Raw genomic sequence first — 20,981 nt, forward strand, 5'->3', positions numbered from 1 at the left:
GGAGCCCGTCCCATGTCGAGCAACCCTGGTTTCTCCGACTTCTTCTATGCCGCGCCAGATGGGCTGAGACTTCACGCGCGCGTCTATGGCGAAGCGAATTCCGCACATTGGCCGGTCGTCTGCCTGCCTGGCCTGACACGTAATGCGCGGGATTTTCACGAGCTGGCGCTCTATCTCTCAACGCGATCCGCCTTTGCGCGCAAGGTCATCGCCTTCGACTATCGCGGACGCGGACAGTCGGCCTACGATCCCGATGTCAGTCACTATAATGTCGGCGTCGAGGCGGGGGACATCCTTGCCGGGCTGACGGCGCTCGGCATCGAACAGGCGGCCTTCATCGGCACCTCTCGCGGCGGGCTGATCATCCATGTGCTTGGCGCGATGCAGCCGGCGGCGCTGAAAGCCATCGTGCTCAACGACATCGGGCCAGTGATCGAGCCCGCCGGCCTTGCCCATATCCGCGCCTATCTCGATCCCACGCCAAGACCGAAGAGCCGTGCCGAGACTGTCGATGCCCTGCGCGACACGCATGGCGGCGACTTTCCCGCCCTCGCTTCGGCGGATTGGGAGCGGATGGCGTCGGCGCTCTATCGCGAGACGGATCAGGGGCTGATGCCGGATTTCGACCCGAGGCTGGTTGAAACGCTCGCCGCCCTCGACCTAAGCAAGAAACTGCCGGATTTGTGGGTGCAATTCGAGGCGCTGGCCGCCATGCCTATGCTGGTCATACGCGGCGCCAACTCCAGACTTTTGTCCGTCGAGACGCTTGAAGAAATGAAGAAGCGCCACCCAAACCTCGAGGCGATCACGGTCGAGGGCCAAGGCCACGCGCCTTTCCTCGAGACCGGCAGCCTGCCCGTCGCCGTTGCTGCTTTTCTCGATCGCGCCGAGAGGCAAATAAGCGGCAAATAAGCCCCAAGACCAGATCAGATCCCGGGGCTGTTACGGCGGCAAAGGCAAACTGTCGGAACTACTTGGCCTTGGAGCTTTTGCGGGTCGCTTTTGGCGGCGCCTTCGCCGAAGCGCCCTCATCCGCCTGCTTCCGCTTCGCCGACGGCGTCGTCACCGGCGACGAAAACAGAGAGCTTTCCGCGCTGCCGGCCGGTTGCTCGCCGCGAGGCTTCTCCAGCACGACAACGCAGCCATCGAGATCATTGGTGGCCAGATGCGCGTAGCGCATGGTCATCGACAAGGTCTGATGGCCAAGCCACATCTGAACGCGGCGGATGTCGATGCCGCCCTGGACAAGACGCGAAGCGCAGGTGTGGCGCAGGATGTGCGGCACGACCTGGTCGTCGGCACCGAGGCCGACTTCCGCCTTGGCATCGTTCCAGATGGCGCGAAATTGTGCCTGGCTGAGCTTGGTGAACGGCCCCTTAGGCCGGCGCCCTTCGGCCGGAGGCAGCTTGATGACCTCCTTGACCCGCTCGGTCATCGGAATGGTGCGGCTGCGACCGGACTTGGTGATCCAGAAGGAGACGCGATGTTCCTGGATATCGTTCCAGATCAGCCCGAGCGCCTCTCCGAGGCGGCATCCGGTGTCGACCAGGAAGACGGAAAGCCGGTAAGCATCCTCGCTGCGGCTCTTGATAGCGGCAAACAGCCTTGCCTCTTCCTCCCTCTCGAGGAAACGAATTCGTCCCGCCCGCTCCTTCTGGCGGCGAAACTCGGGCAGGCTGTGGATATCTCCCATCTTGTAAGCCTTGCGCAGCAGTTTGCTGAGAGCAGCCATCTTTCGATTGATGGTCGCGTTGCTGTTGCCGCGCTGGCGCAAGGTGCCGATAAGGTTGTCCAGGGTACTCTGGTCAAAGGCGCTGAAACGCTCCCCAAGGAGGATCTCGTCTATCTCGCCGATGAAGGAGCTGACATTATATTTATGTCGCCCATCATCCCACAATATGTCTCGATAAGCTGAAAAAAGCTCTCCGACCCGGTATGACTTTACTTCTCTTATCTTGTTATATGTGTAGTTGATCTTCGAGTTCTGAGAAGAAAACGTCGAAAACTGATCAGAGGGGTATCCCTCTTGAATCGCTTCGTTGGTCATTATCCGTCACTCCCCCGAGTGGATTGGGATCAGCCCTATCCGCTTGGGAGCGTCCTTTCAAGAGATTAAATCACGCAGTTGTGATCTCACCCGCCCACCGCGGATCCCACGAGACCAACCTACGGATCTGTTCAGCTACCGATTCCCCCTCTTTCCTTGGTTTGCGTTGACCCAGTCACGAAACAAAAACAGCCCGGGCGTTTGTGCGCCCGGGCTGGATTTCATCTGTAAGGAACCAGCCCTTAGAAAGAGCGCTGGAAGCGGAGGATACCGGCGACGTTGCTCTTCTTGGTCGCACCGACCCAGCCTTGCGACAGGTCGTCAGCACCGCCGACGTTCTGGTAATCGACTTCGGCCGTGACCGTGAAGCCAGGAACAACGTCATAGGCGATGTTCGCAGCGATGCCGAGGTTCTTCCAGTCATCATACGAGATCTGAGCGTTGAACGAGGTCTTCTCGTTGAACTTGTAGGTGCCACCGCCCCACACTGCCCAGTTGCCGCCCCACTGCTTGTAGAAGCCGCGGCCGGTACCGAAGTCGTTGAGGTTGTCGTCCGAGCCATAGCCGCCCATGATCCAGAGCGACAGCTCATTGGAGACGTTGACGTCCAAACGAACCTTGCCGGCAACTTCTTCGTAGTTGCTGTCATAGGAAACGACGCCGGTGAGAGCGCCCCAGCCCTGGGTCCACTTCAGACCGCCGACAACATGCGGAACGTAGCTGTCGATGGTATCGGCACCTGCGCCTTCTTCCAGCGAGACCACAGCCGAGAAGCCGTTGCCGGCGTCAAAGTAGTACTGAACGACGTTGGTGTCGAAATTGCCGTAGGGGACGATCGTGTCCTCAATGACGTTGCCGGCGTAGCCGATGAACGTATCGAAGGCCGATTCATCCTTACCAACGCGGAGACCACCAAGCTGGATCCAGGCGAAATTCAGCGAAACGCCCTTGTTGTGCGCCTCGAACGTGCCAGTCTGCGGGAAGTCATAGTCGCCATAGTTGTTGCCGAAGTTGAAGCGGGTCTCGGTATAGGTCTTCAACGTGCCGAGTTCGGTTTCCTGGCCGGTCCAGGTCTTCAGCGTGAAGCGGGCGTTCTTCCAGTAGGTGTCGTGATCGCCATCGCCCATATGGTCCGGAACGTTCTGGGCGCCACCGAATGCGCCGGCATCACCCACGCCGATGTCGTAGCGGACATAGCCGCCGATGCGCAGGCAGGTCTCGGTGCCGGGGATGTAGAAGTAGCCAGCGCCGTAGACGTCGCAAATCTTGACGTATTCAGCGGGCTCCGGCTCGGCGACGACGACGGCGTCGGCGGCGCGCGCACCGGAAACTGCGATCAGGGCCGCAGCGGAGCCGAGAAGAAGGCTCTTGATGTTCATTTTCTGACCTCCAGTCAAAAGTTAAAAAACGGGTCTGGGTATTCTTTGCTGAAGGACAGCGTTCCCTGCCCCATCCCCACTACCGAAAAAGATGCGCACCGCGCCGCTCCTTCGAACTCGACATTACCCATGAGCCGGCGGCGTTCAACAACGATCGTACCGGCGAAAGGGCTGTTCGGCTGCTATCCCCCAGCGTTGTTGCACAAATGACACGATTTGGCCTCACTCAGAAAGCTCTCGTTAATCATCGAGCCCGCCGCAGCCGGCTATTTCCGGCCGAATCCGGCATTCGGCCGATGGAATCGTGGCGAGGCCGCGAGTCACCTGCCAGGGATTTGCCGCATTACCGCCCCATCGCGGAAATCCGCGGCGACAGAGCGCCGTTATTTTCTATATTAATGATGCGGGCTTGTTGATTGTGCCGGCGCTTTTCTTTATCCAGCGGCTCAACGGAGAGGTGGCCGAGTGGTCGAAGGCGCTCCCCTGCTAAGGGAGTAGAGGTCAAAAGCTTCTCGTGGGTTCGAATCCCATCCTCTCCGCCACCCTACGCCCTGCGGGCTTCGGGTGGCAGGCCACCCGGAACCGCATTTCGGCGTAGGAGTGTCGCCCGAAGCTACGAAGTAGCGTAGGGGGACCATGTGGTACGTCTATTTCCTGGAGCTCCGTAACGGCGATATCTATGTCGGATCGACAAACGACCTTCGACGCCGCACCGAATCGCACCGATTGGGCAATGTTCCATCGACAAAGGCCTACCTGCCCGTAGCCTTGAAGAGCTACATCGCGGTCGAAACCGAGGCCAACGCTCGCCAACTCGAGAGATATTTCAAGACCGGATCGGGCAAGGCTTTCGCGACCAAGCGTTTCTTGCAGACCGCGCCTCGCTGACCGCCACCATATTATCTACCTGAAATAAAAAGGAAAACGGCTCTCCTGGCAGCTTTTCGTCGGCCTTCGCTCGCGATTCTGACTGGAGGTCAGAAAATGAACATCAAGAGCCTTCTTCTCGGCTCCGCTGCGGCCCTGATCGCAGTTTCCGGTGCGCGCGCCGCCGACGCCGTCGTCGTCGCCGAGCCGGAGCCCGCTGAATACGTCAAGATTTGCGACGTCTACGGCGCTGGCTACTTCTACATCCCCGGCACCGAAACCTGCCTGCGCGTCGGCGGCTATATTCGTGAGGATATCGGTGTGGGCGACGGTGGCTCGTTCGATGGCGTCAATCACGTCACGGACCACCAGCACGGTGATGACGACTCGACCTACTGGAAGCAGACCCGCTTCACGCTGAAGACCTGGACTGGCCAGGAAACCGAACTCGGTACGTTGAAGACCTACACTGAGTACCGCATCAACTTCGGCAACAGCTACGGCGACTATGGCACCCCTGGTCTCGCAGGCAACACCGAAGCGAACCCTAACGCTGGCGGCGACGGCTGGCAGGCGCGCAACAAGACCAGCGCCTTGGAATTTGCCTGGATCCAGCTCGGCGGTCTGCGTGTCGGCGCTGACGAATCGGCCTTTGATACGTTCATCGGCTACGCCGGTAACGTCATCAACGACACGATCGTCCCTTACGGCAATTTCCAGACCAACGTCATCCAATACTACTTCGACGCTGGAAACGGCTTCTCGGCCGTGGTCTCGCTGGAAGAAGGCTCCGGTGAGGTTGGCACCATCGACAGCTATGTTCCGCATGTCGTCGGCGGTGTGAAGTGGACACAGGGCTGGGGCGCCATCACCGGCGTCGTCGCCTATGACAGCAACTACGAAGAAGTCGCCGGCAAGGTTCGCCTGGACGTCAACGTATCCAACGAACTGTCGCTGTTTGCCATGGTCGGCTATGGCTCGGACAACAACCTCAACGACCCGACCAACAACATCGATGCGCTCGGCCGCGGCTTCTACAAGCAGTGGGGCGGCAACTGGGCAGCATGGGGCGGCGGCACCTACAAGTTTAACGAAAAGACATCGTTCAACCTCCAGGCGTCGTATGATGACTGGAAGGACATCGGTGTCGCGGCGAACGTCGCCTACACCGTCGTTCCCGGCCTCACCGTCACGGCGGAAGTCGACTGGCAGCGCGTCGGCCAAGGCGCCATCGACAACCAGTCCGTGTGGGTCAACGCGACCAAGAAGGACAACGTCGGCGGTCTCCTCCGCTTCCAACGCGACTTCTAGTCAATTCGCCTTGGCGAAATCAAACCCGGCGGGCAACCGCCGGGTTTTTTTAGGCCGCTTGCAACTATCGCAGGTAAGGGGCCTCCGTCGTGCGCAGAAAGTCAGTTCGAACAACTGAGAACGGCTAGCCTTCAGCCAAATCCCCCAAGGCTTCGATCAATGGCCGAAGCCTGCCTTCGTAGTGCTTCCAACGCTTGACCGATGATTTGTAGATCGGCTGACGAACCTGCCAGTGGCTGAGGGTTCTGACGGAGCCAGCCCTTTCGAAGAAACGGAGGCAGGCGTCGTGCCACTCCAAACCCAGATGCTCCACAAGCCGACGGGACTGCCCCTCCTGGTCGGAAACAAGGTCTTCATAGCGATTCTCGAAAATGCGTCCCGGAAAAATCGACTTCCAATAGCGCATCAGGCGATCGTACTCGCGGTAGTAAAGCCCAAGCACCGCAAGGTCCGAATTATACTTATGCGCGTCGTTAAGATTCGAGGTGAAGCAAGAAAAACAATTATCAACGGGATCGCGTACGCAATGAACAATCCGTGCGTTAGGGAAGAGAAGGGCGATGAGGCCCACAAGTTCGAAATTGTGAGGCATCTTATCGACGATTCGCAATGCCTCGGGCGCGTTGAGACGCAAGCTGGATAGATATTCACCGGCGAGCGCCTTGGATTGCGTTCGCGTCATCGACATGACTGGTCGTCCCAATGGGCGTCCCGGCTGCAATTTAAGACCGTTGGCAACCGCGACTCGCCCCAGCTTGGAGTGTTCGCCCGCGCCGTGGACATCGGGATGGCTCGAGCAGATCTGTTCCGTCAGCGTCGTGCCAGAACGCGGCATTCCAAGCACGAATACAGGCGTCTCAGATGGATCACCATATCCCACCCTCGCCGCGAAGAACTCCGGATTGAACAACTCGATCCACGCATCGACCTGTCGACCGTAGGATTCAATGTCAAAATCGAACCCCTTGTTCGTTGCGGCTCTGAGAAAATGGTCCATGGCCTCATCGTGGCGACCAAGATCATCCAAGACCTTACCGGCGGCCATATGAAGCTGGTAGGGCTCATCGGCGGGATTCGCCGTTTTTTGAAGCTCGTCCAGAATGGCTTTGAGCTCGGGTGGCTCGGCGGAGAATTTTCGAACCGCTACAAGCGTATTGTAGGACGACGGCACGCTCATGCGCCTGTCGATGCTCTCCTTCAGGCAAACCGTAGCTTCGTCCATGCGGCCGAGGGCAACGAGAGTATTCGCAAGGGCCGTCCGGACGAATGCGTTGTCGGGGTCAATTTCGAGCGCTTTTTCATAGAGCGGCACAGCCACGTCCGCCTTTTCGAACATGAAATATGCTTCGCCAAGTCGACGAAGAGCATCCGTGAGATCGGGCTTCAGCTCGCAGGCGCGCTGCAAATGATGAATCGCAAGCGGATAATCCGCGACCTTTAGAAAGGCCTCCCCCAGACTGAGCTGATAGTATGGATTTTTCGGCTCCTTCGCTGCCGCGCGGGCGAAATACTTGATCGCCAGTTCGTCGTCGAAACCGAGCCCCAGCGTGCCAAGAATGTAGAGGGCAAGCGCGTGATTGGGCGAGCGCGTCAGAACACGATGGCAGAGTTCTTCGGCTTCCGGCAGCCGTCCGGCTTTCTGTAGTTCCAGCGCTTGTCTAAGCAGCATGTCATCGGTTGGCCCAAGCAACGATCCAGGCTTAGCCGGTTGGGCGAAGGGTCTGGCCTTTTGCACTGGCTGTGCCTTGAGATGCTTGGACCAGGTTGGGGGCAGCCGTGAGTTCATCGTGCCTCGCTAGCAAAAACGGCCGACAGAATCCAGCATGGGATAGACCACCGGCCGTTGCCTGGAGACTTGCCAGAACTATTTGATACCGAAATCTTACTCCCCTACGCCTGCAGATCTGATCCAGTCCTGCACTCGCGTGCATCTACCCGCTTAACGGATTTAGGCCAGAGGGGCAGGACGTCTCGCGCAGCCACGGCCAAATCTCGACATCGTTCCGGCGCAAGCGTGCCAGACTAAGTCTCAGCCAAGTCTCCAAGGGCCTCAATCAGCGGCAGGATTGAACTTCCATAGCCCTTCCAGCGATTGACAGACGAGGTGTAGATCGGTTGTCGAACCTGCCAGCGGCTAAACGTGTTCACCGAACCTGGCTTGTCAAAGAAGCGCAGACAGGCGTCGTCCCAGGGCAGCCCCAGATGGTCGATCAAGCGGCGCGATTGCGCTTCCTGGTCGGAGACCATGTCCTCATAGCGGGTCTCAAGGATTTGGCCTGGAAAGACCTTATCCCAGTGCCGCATAAGCCGGTCGTATTCGCGATAATACAGTCCGAGCATATGGAGATCCGCGGTATAACTGTTGTCGTCATTGAAACCCAGGAAATAACACGAGAGGCAGTTGTCGATAGCATCTCGACGGCAGTGAATGATGCGTGCCTTGGGAAACAGAAGCCTTATAAGGCCGATAAGTTCGAAATTATGCGGCAATTTGTCGACGATACGCTGGGCGTTGGGGGACCGTTGACGGATATGGGCAAGATAGTCTTCAGCCAAAGCCTTCGACTGATTCACCGTCATGGTCAGGATCGAGCTTCGCAATTCTTCGGGCGAGCGCGTTTTGGGCGCGAGACTGTTTGTGATGCGCCGGAGTTTTGTCAGCTCGCCAGCGCCATAAGCATCCAAGTGGCTCGCACAGATTTGCTCGGTCAAAGTGGTGCCTGAACGTGGCATGCCAAGCACGAAGACAGGCACTTCCGAAGAGCTTCCATGTCCTGTCTTGGCGGCCAACATCTCGGGGCTGAACAGTTCGATCAAGAAATCGATGCCGCGGCGGTAAGCCTCAAGATCAAAGCCGCGGGTCGAGCGCTTTGCCTGCTGAAAATGGCCCATCGCCTCGTCATAGCGCCTGATATCGTTGAGCACCTTCCCGGCCGCGTAGTGGAGTTGTTGTATACTTTTGTTATCAAGCGCCGGATTCTTCAGTTCAGCCAGAATGGATTTTAACTCCGTCGGCTCTTCCTTGAATTTTCGTATACCGACCAGGCCGTTGTAAGCAGCGGCGACATCCTGGCCACGGGCGATCGCCTCTTTCATGTAGTTTGCCGCCTCATCCATCCGGCCGAGGCTTACAAGCGCGTTGGCCAACCCTATTCGGATAGCGGAACGGCCGTCATCGATCTTGAGCGCTTTCTCATAGAGGGGCACCGCGAGGTCGGCTTTGCCGAATCCGGTGTAGGCGCGGCCCAGCGCACAAAGCGCCTCGACCCAGTCGGCCTTCAATTCGCAAGCACGCTCGAAATGCCTGATTGCATCCGTATGCTCGCCGACTTTCAAATAGGTTTCACCCAGGGTCAGATGGTAATGCGGATTTTGAGGTGCCTCCTTTACCGCTCGCTCAAAACAGCGAATGGCCATCTCGTCATCCAGCCCGAGCGCAAAGGTTCCAAGCAGATACAAGGCAAGGGGGTGTCGCGGGGCATGAGCCAATACACGCTGACACAGCGCCTCCGCCTCCGGCAACCGATTTGCCCGATGAAGTTCTACCGCCCGCCTGAGCAGTGCGTCATCGGCCTGCGCGTGTGATAGCGACCCCGCTTTGGGTTCGGCGATTTTCGACTGCGGGTTTTTCGGTCCGGACGGAGTTTTCAGATGCTTGGACCAGGCAGGCGGCAGACGATTGTTCATCGTGTCTGGCTACCAAAAAGACACGGCCGAATCCAGCATGACAAATTGCTGCCTGCGAGCAACTTGCACCTAATAAGCCGGCGCGTTAGCAAGAAGGCCCCTTCCAAGCGAGCTTCCGCCATGCCTCAGCGCCCTGCCCTCTCACCCCTCATCGCCGCGCTTCCGTCGACCGTGCCGTTTGTCGGCCCCGAAGCGCAGCAACGTGAGCGCGGACGCCCTTTCCGTGCCCGCATGGGCGCCAATGAGAGCAGTTTTGGCCCCTCGCCGCGCGTGATCGCCCGCATGGAGAGCGTCGCGCGCGACCAGTGGATGTATTGCGACCCCGACAATTACGATCTGAAGGTCGCGGCTGCGGCGCATCACCATGTGGCGGTCGAAAATATCGTTGTCGGCGAAGGCATTGACGGTCTGCTCAGCCTGGTGGCGCGCATGTACGTGGCGCCTGGCGATGCCGTGGTCACCTCGCTCGGCGCCTATCCGACCTTCAACTTCCACATTGCCGGTGTCGGCGGCCGGCTGGTGACCGTCCCTTACGAGAATGACAGGGAAAGCCTGGACGGTCTGCTCGCGGCAGTCGTCAGGGAGAAGGCGCCGCTGGTCTATCTGTCCAACCCGGACAATCCGATGGGCAGTTGGTGGGAAGCCGACGAGGTCATCCGCTTCATCGAAGCCTTGCCGGAAACCACCATGCTCGTGCTCGACGAAGCCTATGGCGAATTGGGACCAGCCTCGGCCCTGCCGCCGATCGACATCTCGCGGCCGAACGTCATCCGCATGCGAACCTTTTCGAAGGCCTATGGACTTGCCGGAATACGCTGCGGCTATGCCGTCGCCGAGACGCAAGTGATCAGCGACTTCGAGAAGATCCGCAACCACTATGGCGTCAGCCGCATGGCGCAGATCGCCGGCGTCGAGGCGCTCGCCGACCAAGCCTATCTCGAGACGGTGGTGGCCCGGGTCGCAGCCGGACGTCGGCGCATTGCCGATATCGCGGAACAGAACGGGTTGAAGCCGCTCGCCTCGGCGACCAATTTCGTCACCATCGACTGCGGCCATGACGGTGCTTTTGCCCTGAAAGTGCTGCAGGGGCTGTTGTCGCGCGACGTCTTCATCCGCAAGCCGATGGCGCCACGGCTCGACCACTGCATCCGCGTCAGCGTCGGTCTCGCCCACGAACTGGACATCTTCGCCGAGGAATTGCCTGGCGCCTTGGCAGCGGCGCGCGGAAACTAGGGCACTTCGCGGCGCTCGGGAGCCATCGCGGCGCCGAGCAGATGTCCGGCACGCGCCAGCACATCCGACAATTCCGCGGCTTCCCTGTCATTCAAGCCCGCGGTCAGGCGGGCCAGATCACGATCCGTGGCCGCATGAAGTGCCGCAAGCGCGGCCTGGCCGCGCGCGGTGAGCGAAAGAACGCGCGGCCGGAGTAGCGCGGGATCGGTACACATCTCGGTCAGGCCGGCGGCAGAAAATTTGGAACGGAGGCCCTCGATTTTCATCGGGGTCACCGTCTCAACCGTTGCCTTCGTTCGATGCTGCGCCAGACTCTATGGAACGGGAGCGAGCCATGAATGAGCGGAAAAGGGCAGTGCAGGCGCACATATACGGCACGGTCCAAGGGGTCGGCTACAGGGCGTGGACGCGCGATGAAGCGACAAGGCTCGGGCTGTTGGGCTGGGTGCGCAACGAAAGAGACCGCTCGGTGACGGCATGGCTTACCGGCGCCGACGCGGCGATTGCGGCCATGATTGAACGGCTTCGGCAAGGCCCGCCTGGCGCGGCTGTCTCTCGCATCGATGTGGAAGGGCTGGAGACCTGGGCCACGCCTGGAGATTTCAGGATTATCGGATAGACGGATTTCCGCCTGCCTTGAATTAATTGAACGTTTGTTTTATTATTCTGCCGTCAACGAGGCGACGATGGCGCGCACCACAGGGTCACACGGCGAGCGAACCGAAGCGGCAGTCCGTGAAGCGGCGGCCACCCTGATTGCGCGTTACGGTTATGAAGCAATGTCGATGCGCCAGCTGGCCGCCGAGGTCGGCGTGCAGGCGGCCGCGCTCTATCACTATTTTCCGACCAAGGAAGACCTGCTGTTCACGCTGATGCGCGACCATATGCAAGCGCTTCGCGAGGCCTGGGAGCGTTCCAGGCCGGCCGACGCGGATCCGGTACGGCAGCTTGCCGCCTTTGTGCGCAACCACATCGCCTTTCATATCGGGCGCCGCCACGCCACGCATGTGTCGAACATGGAATTGCGCAGCCTGTCGCCTGACAGGCTGACACAGATCCTGCGCATGCGCACGGCCTACGAAAAGGACCTGCGTTCGATCCTGCGCGATGGCGCCGAGGCGGGTATTTTCCGCATCGAGGACACCGGCCTGACGGCCATGGCTCTGATCCAGATGATGACCGGCGTCATCGTCTGGTTCCGGCCGGGCGAGCGATTGTCGATCGCCGAGGTCACGCAGACATACCTTTCGATGACAATGCGCCTGGTCGGCGCGAACATCGGCATTGGTACCGGGGAGGAACGGCATGTACACGAACACGCTCAGCTTCGGGCATGATGAGGACGTCGAGGCGTTGCGCGACCTGGTGCGCCGCTTCGCCCAGGACAGAATCGCGCCGATAGCCGCTGACATCGATCGCGAGAACGAATTCCCGGCGCATCTATGGGGAGAACTCGGCACTCTTGGCCTGCTCGGCATAACCGCCGATCCCGATTTCGGCGGCAGCGGCATGGGCTATCTCGCCCACGTGATCGCGGTCGAGGAGATTTCGCGCGCCTCGGCATCGGTCGGCCTTTCCTACGGCGCCCACTCCAATCTCTGCGTCAACCAGATCAACCGCTGGGCAACGCCGGCACAGAAGGAAAAATACCTGCCGCCGCTATGTTCGGGCGAGCACGTCGGCGCGCTGGCCATGTCGGAGCCCGGCGCCGGCTCCGACGTGGTGTCGCTCAAGTTGCGCGCCGAAAAGCGCAATGACCGCTATGTGCTCAACGGCACCAAGATGTGGATCACCAACGGCCCGGATGCCGAAACGCTGGTCGTCTACGCCAAAACCGACCCGGACCGGAAATCGCGCGGCATCACCGCCTTCATCGTCGAAAAGGCGATGCCGGGGTTTTCGGTGGCGCAGAAACTCGACAAGCTCGGCATGCGGGGGTCCAACACCGGCGAACTGGTCTTTTCGGACGTCGAGGTGCCGTTCGACAATGTGCTGCACGAGGAAGGACGCGGCGTCGAGGTGCTGATGTCCGGCCTCGACTATGAGCGCACCGTGCTTGCCGGCGGCCCGATCGGCCTGATGGCGGCCTGCCTCGACGTAGCGATCCCCTATGTTCACGAGCGCAAGCAGTTCGGCCAGCCGATCGGGGAATTCCAGCTGGTGCAAGGCAAGCTTGCCGACATGTATACGGCGATGAACGCCGCGCGTGCCTACGTGTACGCCGTCGCCGCCGCCTGCGACCGCGGCCAGACCAGCCGCAAGGATGCAGCCGGATGCGTGCTGTTCGCCGCCGAGAAAGCCACGCAGATGGCACTCGACGCGATCCAGCTGCTTGGCGGCAACGGCTATATCAACGACTATCCGACCGGCCGGCTTTTGCGCGACGCGAAGCTCTACGAGATCGGCGCCGGCACCAGCGAGATCCGTCGCTGGCTGATCGGCCGCGAGATCATGGCGGAGGGGGTGTAGCATGGCTATCCTCCAAACCCAGATCTCGCCCTCCTCCGAAACCTTCCGTGCCAATGCCGAGCGCATGCGCGCGCTGGTTGCCGATATCGCTGAAAAGGCGACGACAGTCGAGCGCGGCGGCTCGGATGAGGCCCGCGATCGCCATGTCGGTCGTGGCAAGCTGCTGCCGCGCGAACGCCTGGCGCAATTGCTGGACACCGGTTCGCCCTTCCTCGAGATCGGCCAGTTCGCGGCATGGTCCATGTATGGCGAGGAGATTGCGTCGGCCGGCCTGATCGCCGGCATCGGCCGCGTCGAGGGCACCGAGGTGATGGTCGTTGTCAACGACGCCACGGTGAAGGGCGGCACCTACTATCCGTTGACGGTGAAGAAGCATCTGCGCGCGCAGGAGATCGCGCTGCAGAACAATTTGCCATGCGTCTATCTGGTCGACAGCGGCGGCGCCAACCTGCCCAACCAGGACGAGGTCTTTCCCGACCGCGAGCATTTCGGCCGCATCTTCTACAACCAGGCCAACATGTCGGCGGCCGGCATTCCGCAGATCGCCTGCGTCATGGGCTCCTGCACCGCTGGCGGCGCCTATGTGCCGGCGATGTCGGACGAGACGATCATGGTGCGCAACCAGGCGACCATCTTCCTCGGCGGACCGCCGCTGGTGAAGGCGGCCACCGGCGAAGACGTCAGCGCCGAGGAATTGGGCGGCGCGGATGTACACACCAGGCTTTCCGGCGTCGCCGATCACTATGCGCTGGACGACGAACACGCGCTCGCCATTTGCCGGCGCATCATCAAGAACCTGAATCGGAACAAGGCTGTAAGCCTGAGCTTACAGAAAGCTCATCAGCCGCTTCATCCCGCGGATGAGCTCTATGGCATCGTCCCGACCGACCTGCGCCAGCCCTATGACGTGCGCGAGGTGATCGCGCGCATCGTCGACGGCTCCGAATTCGATGAGTTCAAGCAGAACTACGGCACCACGCTGATTACCGGTTTCGCCCACCTCCATGGCATGCCGGTCGGCGTCATCGCCAACAATGGCGTGCTGTTTTCCGAAAGCGCGCTGAAGGGCGCGCACTTCATCGAGTTGTGCTGTCAGCGCAAGATTCCGCTGGTTTTCCTTCAGAATATCACCGGCTTTATGGTCGGCCGCAAATACGAGGCGGGCGGCATCGCCAAGGACGGCGCCAAGCTGGTGATGGCGGTGGCGACCGCCAGGGTGCCGAAGGTGACCGTCATCATCGGCGGTTCGTTCGGCGCCGGCAACTACGGCATGTGCGGCCGCGCCTACTCACCGCGCTTCCTGTGGATGTGGCCGAACGCGCGCATCTCGGTGATGGGCGGCGAACAGGCGGCAACCGTGCTCGCCATGGTCAAGCGCGAAGGCATCGAGCGAAAGGGCGGCGAGTGGAGCGCCGAGGAGGAAGCGAAATTCAAGAAGCCGATCCTGATGAAATACGAGCATGAGGGCCATCCGCTCTACTCGTCCGCCCGCCTCTGGGACGACGGCATCATCGATCCGGCCAGGACACGCGAGGTGCTGGCGCTCAGCCTTTCCGCGTCGCTCAACGCCGAGATCGAGGAGACACGCTTCGGCGTGTTCAGGATGTGAGATGAGCAAGGCCCAAGACAGGATCCGCATCCACACCGGCGACATCACGAAGCTGGATGTCGACGCCATCGTCAATGCTGCCAACACCTCGCTTCTCGGCGGCGGTGGAGTCGATGGCGCCATCCACCGCGCGGCGGGTCGTGAGCTCGAATTCGAGTGCCGGATGCTCAATGGCTGCAAGGTCGGCGATGCCAAGATCACCAGCGGTTACAAGCTGCCGGCTCGACATGTCATCCATACTGTCGGGCCGGTCTGGCAGGGCGGCGGTAAGGGCGAAGCCGAGCTGCTGGCGTCCTGTTACCGGCGTTCGCTTGAACTAGCCGTCGCCAATGATTGCCGCTCAGTGGCGTTCCCAGCCATCTCGACCGGTGTATACCGCTATCCGAAAGATGACGCGGCCAAAGTCGCCGTCTATGAGGTCAATGACTTCACCAAGCGCAACGCGCTTCCCGAAATCGTTGTTTTCTGCTGCTTCGACGAAGCGATGGCGGAACTATACCGACAACATCTGGCAACATTGGGTGGAGATTGAATTTTATAGACCAGGCCTTTCGTTCGCTCACGAAATCGCGAGCTCATCCCGCAGCTCTGGCGGCGCCGGAGAATATTCGCTATCGCTCCTGCTGCACTTTGCAATGGGGATGGGGTGAGAATGAAACGGAAATATTCACGGAATGTGTCTACTTTAATACTTTCGGCATTGCTGCTAACCGCCGCGCTTGGCGCGGGCGTGGCCGGATCGCTGGCGGGAAGCGAGGGAGACAAGCGTTTCCCGCCCTATTTGCCACGAAATTTGAAAGATCCATGTACCAAGACCTACAAGGCCTATGTGGCGGCCGGCGGCCATTCGGCCTACGCCACCACGCCCTATGCCCGGATCATGTCATCATACATAATCTGCGGCGGGCATCTGAACGCGCCGTCACAAAAGGCAGCGGAAGAACTGGCTATGAAATCCTGTCTGACCACGCGCGCGCACTACAAGGTAACCACCGGCGGCGCCTGCGAGATCGCCGCTTCGAAATAGGCCGGTGCCTACCAAAATGGCGCCGCCCGATACTGACCCGGGAGGCTCCATGTTCAGCAAAATCCTGATCGCCAATCGGGGCGAGATCGCTTGCCGCGTCATCCGCACGGCTCGCAAGCTGGGCGTGCACACTGTCGCCGTCTATTCGGATGCCGACGCGAGATCCCTGCATGTCGAGATGGCCGACGAGGCGGTCCATATCGGTCCTTCGCCCGTCGGCGAGAGCTATCTGCGCGGTGACAGGATTGTCGCCGCGGCCCTGGCCACGGGTGCGCAGGCTATCCATCCCGGTTACGGCTTCCTGTCGGAAAACCCCGATTTCGTCGACCAGGTGGTGGCGGCCGGCCTCATTTTCATCGGCCCGTCGGCGACCTCGATCCGCGCCATGGGGCTGAAGGACGCCGCCAAGCGGCTGATGGAAAAAGCCGGCGTTCCGGTCGTTCCGGGCTATCATGGCGAGGCACAGGAAATCGTGCTGCTTGCGTCAAAGGCCCGCGAGATCGGCTATCCCGTGCTGATCAAGGCGCGCGCTGGCGGCGGCGGCAAGGGCATGCGCCGCGTCGAGCATCCCGATGACTTTTCCGAGGCACTCTCCAGCGCCCGGCGCGAAGCAAAGGCCGCTTTCGGCGACGACCACGTGCTGGTCGAGAAATATGTCGACAAGCCGCGGCATATCGAAGTGCAGGTGTTCGGCGACAATTTCGGCAATGCGGTGCATCTCTACGAGCGCGACTGTTCGGCGCAACGCCGCCACCAGAAGGTAATCGAGGAGGCCCCCGCTCCCGGCATGACGCCGGCTTTGCGCAAGGCAATGACCGAGGCGGCGGTGAAGGCCGCCAAGGCAATCAACTATTCCGGCGCCGGCACCATCGAATTCATCGTCGACGCCTCGCAAGGCCTCGAGGCCGATCGCTTCTGGTTCATGGAAATGAACACCCGGCTGCAGGTCGAGCATCCGGTCACCGAGATGGTCACCGGCACCGATCTGGTCGAATGGCAGCTACGGGTCGCCAGCGGCGAAAAACTGCCGAAGACACAGAGCGAGATCACGCTTTGCGGCCATGCTTTCGAGGCGCGCATCTATGCCGAGGATGCGGCCAAGGGGTTTCTGCCGGCGACAGGCACGCTGCACCATCTGAAGTTTCCCGACGCGGCGCCCGACGGGGCAACAATGCGCATCGAGACCGGCGTGCGGGCTGGCGATGCCATCTCGCCCTACTACGACCCGATGATCGCGAAGCTGGTCGTCCATGCCGGAGACAGACGGCAGGCGCTGGAAGCGCTCCGCACCGCGCTCGCGCAAACCGAGATTGCCGGCTCCACCGTCAACACCGCTTTTCTTGCCGCTCTTGCCGCCGATCCGGATTTTGCGGCTGAAGACATCGATACCGGCCTGATCGGCAGACACCAGGAGGCGCTGACGGCGGTCGCGCCGCCGACCGGCGAGATCATCGCGGCTGCCGCCCTGGCGGCCTCGGGTGCCGGAGCATTGCCGCCGTCGAACGACCCGTGGTCGTCACTCGCCGGCTATGCGCATTTCCAGGGCGTGGCGCGGCGCATGCGGCTGACGTTCGGCGACGAAGCCATTCAGGCAAGGATTTCAGTGCGATCGGACGGGCGCTTCCAGGTGGCGCTCGATGCGCCTTATGACAGCACCAATTTGCATGATATTCGCGCCGTTCCCCGCCTCGCCCGCTGGCCTGGCCACATCACGGTGTTCGAAGGCGCCGCCGGCTATACTTTCGCGGTGCCGGACCCCTTGGCCAGGAGCGATGGAGCGGCCGCCGCCACCGGCAGCCTGCGCGCGCCGATGCCGGGCCTGGTCAAGCTTGTGCGCGTGGCGAAAGGCGACGCTGTGATCAAAGGGCAACCTCTGCTGATCCTCGAGGCGATGAAGATGGAGCACACCATCGCCGCCCCGCATGACGGGGTGATCGCCGAGATCGCCGGGGAAGGCGCACAGGTCACCGACGGGACAGTGCTGGTGCGGTTCGCCGAGGACCAGAACGCGTCCACCGCGGCCGCCGGCGGATAGAAGGAGCGCACCGCGGACCGCAAACGGAAATGGCCAGGACGAACCGGCCATTCCCTTGGAGTACCCGACTGCCAGGGCGATTACTGCGCGATCGGCGCGTACTTGCCGTCATGCCACTGGTTGATGTCGTAGCTGGCATTCTTGAGGTCGCCCTTCTCGTCGAAGGTGACGTCGCCGACAACGGTGCTGATCGCCGTGCCATTCTTCAGCGCCTCGGCAACCTTGGCCGGATCGTCGCTGCCGGCACGCTTGATGCCTTCGGCGAATGCCTGGACCACGGCATAGGAGAACAGCGTGAAGCCTTCCGGCACGAAGCCGCCGGCCTTGATCTTCTCGACGGCTGCCTTGGCTTCCGGCTTTGCCTGCGGATCCGACGGGAACACGAACATCGTGCCCTCGCCGGCCGGGCCGGCAACCTGCCAGAATTCCGGCGAAGCGATCGAGTCCGGCATGATCAGCTGGAACTTGAAATTCTGTTCCGCCGACTGACGCAGGATCAGGCCAGCTTCAGGATGATAACCGCCGAAATAGACGACATCGGCCTTGAGATCCTTCAGCTTGGTGACAAGCGCCGAATAGTCCTTCTCGCCGGGGTTGATGGCGTCATAATAAACCTCCTTGAGGCCACCGGCATTCATGGTCGCCTTGACGGCATCAGCCACGCCCTGGCCGTAAGCGCTCTTGTCGTGCAGGATGACGACGTTCTTGCCGGCGTATTTCTTGGCGATCCACGGGCCGATGAAGGCGCCCTGTGCGTCGTCACGCGTATAGAGACGCATGATCGTCGACCAGCCGGCCTTGGCGGCCGCATCGGTCAGCACCGGGTTCGAGGAAGCCGGGCTCATCATCAGGGCACCGGCTTCGGCATAGACCGCCGAGGCCGGAATGCTGGAACCCGAGCAGGCATGCCCGTCGATGAACTTGACGCTGTTGGCGACGATGCGATTGGCGACCGACACCGCCTGCTTGGGATCGCACTGGTCGTCCTCGATGTCGAGCTTGATCTGGGAGCCGTTGACGCCGCCAGCCGCGTTGATGGCATCGGCGGCGGCCTGTGCGCCCTGCTTGAACTGATCGCCGATGGTGGCGAGCTGTCCGGTCATCGGGCCGACCACGGAGATGGTGATGTCATCGGCGAACGCGACCGGCGCGCTCATCATCAGGCCGAAAATGGCCGCGCTCAAAACACTCATTTTTTTCATGACAATAGAACTCCTCCACTCACGCGCGGCCGCCCGGCCGCGCTTCTTCCAGAGAGGCGGGACAATTTCATCCTTCATCGGACCTGTCTAGGCGCATTGGCGCCACTCGATTAGGCCTGCGCGGCCTCATCCACGCAAAAAGCCACGCCAGCCTTGTTCCGGCCGGTCGTGGCTTTTTTTGCCGGTCAGGCTGTTTCCCCTGCGCCCCCGCGCTGTGAACCCAACCCACCTTCCCTGTCTTCATGTTGGCCATGATCCTTCCGAAAACCGGAGTCTTCGGGATCATGGTCCGTCGCGCGGCTTGGACCTGTCGGCGTGCCGCATTCTCGTTGTCGATGGCCGTGGCCTGGCTGTCTGCGCAGCCTTTTCCCTGTTGGCCCGACCGTCTTTCTGCGGTCTTGGCCGGAGCGTCTCCGTCTGGCGGAACTCAGTGCATGGTCATCCATTCGCGGGCTTCGCGCAGCGCCTTGGCGATCTCGACCTTCGACATGGCCGCCGAGAGTTCCGAGCGCAACTCGGCGGCGCGGGCCGATCCCTTGATGGCGGCGATGTTGAACCATTTGTGGGCGGCAACGACGTCGGTTTCGCAATCGCGGCCGGTCGCATACATCATGCCCAATTCGAAAAGAATGTCGGCCTGGGCAGTTGCCCCCATGGCGCCGAAGCCTGCTTCAAGCATTTCAAAACGTGCCATTTTTAGTCCCCTGTCTGGCTCCCGAGAGCTGCCTCCGTTCGTCTTGTCCGGGCCGCTCTTTCGATGCTTTCGAGAATGCCGCGCAGGCTTGAATCCGTCGTTAAATGGCGTGCTTAATTTGAGGAAAACAAAGCTAAAACAAGAGGTAAACGCGAAAATTCGTTAAGGATACGAAGCCAGCAATTCAGCTGGTTTTCGCCAAATTTGCCGAAAATTTTCGAGCGCGCGGTCAACACTCTGCTAACCCTAGAAAGCAAACACGAGGCGCTGGTCGTTTTCATTTCCGGGCCGACAGGGCGAATTCAGGCGCTTTCGAAATGCCAAAACCTTCCGTCGCGGCACCGCTTTCGTTTTGACGGAAGCTGGATTAGCTTACGTTTGCGTAAGCGGCAGACCGGCGAGGCGGAGCATTCGGCCGGCTATCCAAAGGGAGGAAGACATGTCTCGAAAAGTGAGCCTGGCCCTGGCGGCCACTTTGATCCTGAGCGGCGCGGCGTGGGCCGATCCGATCGAGGGCAACTGGAAAACGCAAGCCGGCGACACCGCTGCCATTTCAGGCAGCAGCTCGTTCTCCATCACGCTCAAATCAGGCAAATATGCCGGCAAGACCATCGGCTCGCTCAAGGCGGCCGGCGACAACAAATACACCGGCAACATCACCGATCCGGCAAATGACAAGACCTATTCGGGCAAGGCAACCTTGTCGGGCGCCTCGCTCAAGATGAGCGGTTGCGTGCTCGGCGGACTGATCTGCAAGAGCCAGACCTGGCACAAACTCTAAGCGACCATTTCCGTGTGATCTCTAAACGGGGCCTGGCGGGCCCCGTTTTCGTTCTGTCGATGAGCAGGCAGCGCTCGGTCGGCATTCTGGTTGCCGCAACCCAGTCAACATCCCTTCAATCAATTTGAACGGCAGATGAACGCCGGCATCAGAGCCGGTTCAGAGGCGTCAGGGCATTCTCATGCGTGTTGAAGGAGACACGGACCCAATGCTTGCTCGCCGCTTCACCATCGTCTGCCTGCTGATGAGCCTGTTTGGAATGTTCTTCGCCATCCTTGTCGCCGAAGCGGGCCGTTCCCCGCGCTCCTGGGACGGCGCCACCAGAATGTGCCATCTCGCCTGCCCGACCGATTTTCGTCACTGAAGCAGAGAACCCGGACCTCGAAAAGAAGAGCACAGAGATCATGAACCGCATCGCCGCCAACCTCTCCAAGACCCTCCGGCTCCTGCCGCGGGCGGCGCTCATCCTGATACTTCTGGCCGCTCCGGTCCTGGCGGTGCCGATGATGCGCGCCGATAGCGGCTCGACGATCGAGGCGCCGGCGCTCAGAAAGTCAGGCGTCGGGTTCGTACTACTGGTCAGCCTGCAGCGGGGTTGAAGAAAAAAGGGCGCTTTGAGTGCCTTCGGCGGCGAGCCCCC

General features: G+C 60.8%; 21 protein-coding genes and 1 tRNA gene. 15 read left to right on the forward strand and 7 right to left on the reverse strand.

Annotated features, from left to right (window positions below; all coding sequences use genetic code 11):
* Nucleotides 1-12 precede the first annotated feature (12 nt).
* Nucleotides 13-912, forward strand: coding sequence for an alpha/beta hydrolase (locus FJ950_RS21795; RefSeq protein ID WP_140618501.1), 900 nt, complete (start codon nt 13-15; stop codon nt 910-912).
* 58 nt (nt 913-970) lie between these two features.
* Here the strand turns inward: FJ950_RS21795 and FJ950_RS21800 are convergent, their stop codons facing one another.
* Both FJ950_RS21800 and FJ950_RS21805 read right to left on the reverse strand, forming a co-directional pair.
* On the reverse strand, nt 971-2,047 hold the full coding sequence (locus FJ950_RS21800) for a site-specific integrase (RefSeq protein WP_181171376.1): 1,077 nt from the start codon (nt 2,045-2,047) through the stop codon (nt 971-973).
* 242 nt (nt 2,048-2,289) lie between these two features.
* A complete protein-coding gene (locus FJ950_RS21805; protein WP_015318589.1) occupies nt 2,290-3,426 on the reverse strand; it encodes a porin in 1,137 nt (378 codons plus the stop codon).
* 451 nt (nt 3,427-3,877) lie between these two features.
* On the opposite strand from FJ950_RS21805, the gene FJ950_RS21810 reads away from it, so the two are divergent.
* The 3 genes from FJ950_RS21810 to FJ950_RS21820 all read left to right on the forward strand — a co-directional run bounded on the left by FJ950_RS21810 (nt 3,878) and on the right by FJ950_RS21820 (nt 5,604).
* A tRNA-Ser gene (locus tag FJ950_RS21810) sits at nt 3,878-3,968 on the forward strand.
* A 94-nt stretch (nt 3,969-4,062) separates the two neighbouring features.
* Nucleotides 4,063-4,314 (forward strand): GIY-YIG nuclease family protein, encoded by a 252-nt coding sequence (locus FJ950_RS21815; protein ID WP_140618505.1) that lies wholly within the window; start codon nt 4,063-4,065, stop codon nt 4,312-4,314.
* Nucleotides 4,315-4,410: 96 nt separating this feature from the next.
* Nucleotides 4,411-5,604, forward strand: a complete 1,194-nt coding sequence (locus FJ950_RS21820; RefSeq protein ID WP_015318591.1) for a porin — start codon at nt 4,411-4,413, stop codon at nt 5,602-5,604.
* Nucleotides 5,605-5,728: 124 nt separating this feature from the next.
* On the opposite strand, the gene FJ950_RS21825 is transcribed toward FJ950_RS21820, so the two are convergent.
* Together FJ950_RS21825 and FJ950_RS21830 are read right to left on the reverse strand one after the other, a co-directional pair.
* Entirely contained in the window at nt 5,729-7,390 is a 1,662-nt protein-coding gene (locus FJ950_RS21825) for a sulfotransferase (protein ID WP_140618507.1), read from the reverse strand.
* A gap of 236 nt (nt 7,391-7,626) precedes the next feature.
* Nucleotides 7,627-9,291, reverse strand: coding sequence for a sulfotransferase (locus tag FJ950_RS21830; protein WP_140618509.1), 1,665 nt, complete (start codon nt 9,289-9,291; stop codon nt 7,627-7,629).
* A 120-nt stretch (nt 9,292-9,411) separates the two neighbouring features.
* Between FJ950_RS21830 and FJ950_RS21835 the strand changes: the two genes are divergently transcribed.
* The gene (locus FJ950_RS21835; RefSeq protein ID WP_140618511.1) at nt 9,412-10,524 is read left to right on the forward strand and encodes a pyridoxal phosphate-dependent aminotransferase; all 1,113 of its coding nucleotides are present in this window, start codon (nt 9,412-9,414) and stop codon (nt 10,522-10,524) included.
* Here the strand turns inward: FJ950_RS21835 and FJ950_RS29570 are convergent.
* Complete coding sequence (locus FJ950_RS29570) at nt 10,521-10,790, reverse strand: hypothetical protein (RefSeq protein WP_181171092.1); 270 nt, start codon at nt 10,788-10,790, stop codon at nt 10,521-10,523. The genes FJ950_RS21835 and FJ950_RS29570 overlap by 4 nt on opposite strands.
* A 68-nt stretch (nt 10,791-10,858) precedes the next feature.
* Here FJ950_RS29570 and FJ950_RS21845 point away from each other — a divergent pair, with 68 nt between their 5' ends.
* The 7 genes from FJ950_RS21845 (at nt 10,859) to FJ950_RS21875 (ending at nt 17,664) form a co-directional block, all read left to right on the forward strand.
* Nucleotides 10,859-11,143, forward strand: coding sequence for an acylphosphatase (locus FJ950_RS21845; protein WP_140618512.1), 285 nt, complete (start codon nt 10,859-10,861; stop codon nt 11,141-11,143).
* Nucleotides 11,144-11,210: 67 nt separating this feature from the next.
* Entirely contained in the window at nt 11,211-11,861 is a 651-nt protein-coding gene (locus tag FJ950_RS21850; protein WP_140618514.1) for a TetR/AcrR family transcriptional regulator, read from the forward strand.
* Nucleotides 11,830-12,993 (forward strand): isovaleryl-CoA dehydrogenase, encoded by a 1,164-nt coding sequence (locus FJ950_RS21855; protein ID WP_140618516.1) that lies wholly within the window; start codon nt 11,830-11,832, stop codon nt 12,991-12,993. Before FJ950_RS21850 ends, FJ950_RS21855 begins: the two co-directional genes overlap by 32 nt.
* A 1-nt stretch (nt 12,994) precedes the next feature.
* The gene (locus FJ950_RS21860) at nt 12,995-14,602 is read left to right on the forward strand and encodes a carboxyl transferase domain-containing protein (protein ID WP_140618518.1); all 1,608 of its coding nucleotides are present in this window, start codon (nt 12,995-12,997) and stop codon (nt 14,600-14,602) included.
* Between the two features lies 1 nt (nt 14,603).
* Nucleotides 14,604-15,134 carry an O-acetyl-ADP-ribose deacetylase gene (locus FJ950_RS21865; protein ID WP_140618520.1) on the forward strand — a complete coding sequence of 177 codons (531 nt, stop codon included), beginning with the start codon at nt 14,604-14,606 and terminating at the stop codon, nt 15,132-15,134.
* Between the two features lie 120 nt (nt 15,135-15,254).
* Nucleotides 15,255-15,629, forward strand: coding sequence for a hypothetical protein (locus FJ950_RS21870; protein WP_181171378.1), 375 nt, complete (start codon nt 15,255-15,257; stop codon nt 15,627-15,629).
* Nucleotides 15,630-15,678: 49 nt separating this feature from the next.
* Nucleotides 15,679-17,664: an acetyl/propionyl/methylcrotonyl-CoA carboxylase subunit alpha gene (locus tag FJ950_RS21875; RefSeq protein ID WP_140618522.1), complete on the forward strand. Its 1,986-nt coding sequence runs from the start codon at nt 15,679-15,681 to the stop codon at nt 17,662-17,664.
* 80 nt (nt 17,665-17,744) lie between these two features.
* Here the strand turns inward: FJ950_RS21875 and FJ950_RS21880 are convergent, their stop codons facing one another.
* Both FJ950_RS21880 and FJ950_RS21885 read right to left on the reverse strand, forming a co-directional pair.
* Entirely contained in the window at nt 17,745-18,866 is a 1,122-nt protein-coding gene (locus tag FJ950_RS21880) for a branched-chain amino acid ABC transporter substrate-binding protein (RefSeq protein ID WP_015318602.1), read from the reverse strand.
* Nucleotides 18,867-19,293: 427 nt separating this feature from the next.
* Nucleotides 19,294-19,560: a sel1 repeat family protein gene (locus FJ950_RS21885; RefSeq protein WP_010915070.1), complete on the reverse strand. Its 267-nt coding sequence runs from the start codon at nt 19,558-19,560 to the stop codon at nt 19,294-19,296.
* Between the two features lie 439 nt (nt 19,561-19,999).
* On the opposite strand from FJ950_RS21885, the gene FJ950_RS21890 reads away from it, so the two are divergent.
* The 3 genes from FJ950_RS21890 (at nt 20,000) to FJ950_RS21895 (ending at nt 20,940) form a co-directional block, all read left to right on the forward strand.
* Nucleotides 20,000-20,341 carry a DUF2147 domain-containing protein gene (locus FJ950_RS21890; RefSeq protein ID WP_140618524.1) on the forward strand — a complete coding sequence of 114 codons (342 nt, stop codon included), beginning with the start codon at nt 20,000-20,002 and terminating at the stop codon, nt 20,339-20,341.
* A gap of 208 nt (nt 20,342-20,549) precedes the next feature.
* Nucleotides 20,550-20,705: a hypothetical protein gene (locus FJ950_RS29575; RefSeq protein ID WP_181166393.1), complete on the forward strand. Its 156-nt coding sequence runs from the start codon at nt 20,550-20,552 to the stop codon at nt 20,703-20,705.
* Between the two features lie 40 nt (nt 20,706-20,745).
* Complete coding sequence (locus FJ950_RS21895) at nt 20,746-20,940, forward strand: hypothetical protein (protein ID WP_015318605.1); 195 nt, start codon at nt 20,746-20,748, stop codon at nt 20,938-20,940.
* The last annotated feature ends 41 nt before the right edge of the window (nt 20,941-20,981 follow it).

The sequence above is a fragment of the Mesorhizobium sp. B2-3-14 genome, assembly GCF_006442175.1.
In the GTDB taxonomy this organism is placed as follows: Bacteria; Pseudomonadota; Alphaproteobacteria; order Rhizobiales; family Rhizobiaceae; genus Mesorhizobium; species Mesorhizobium australicum.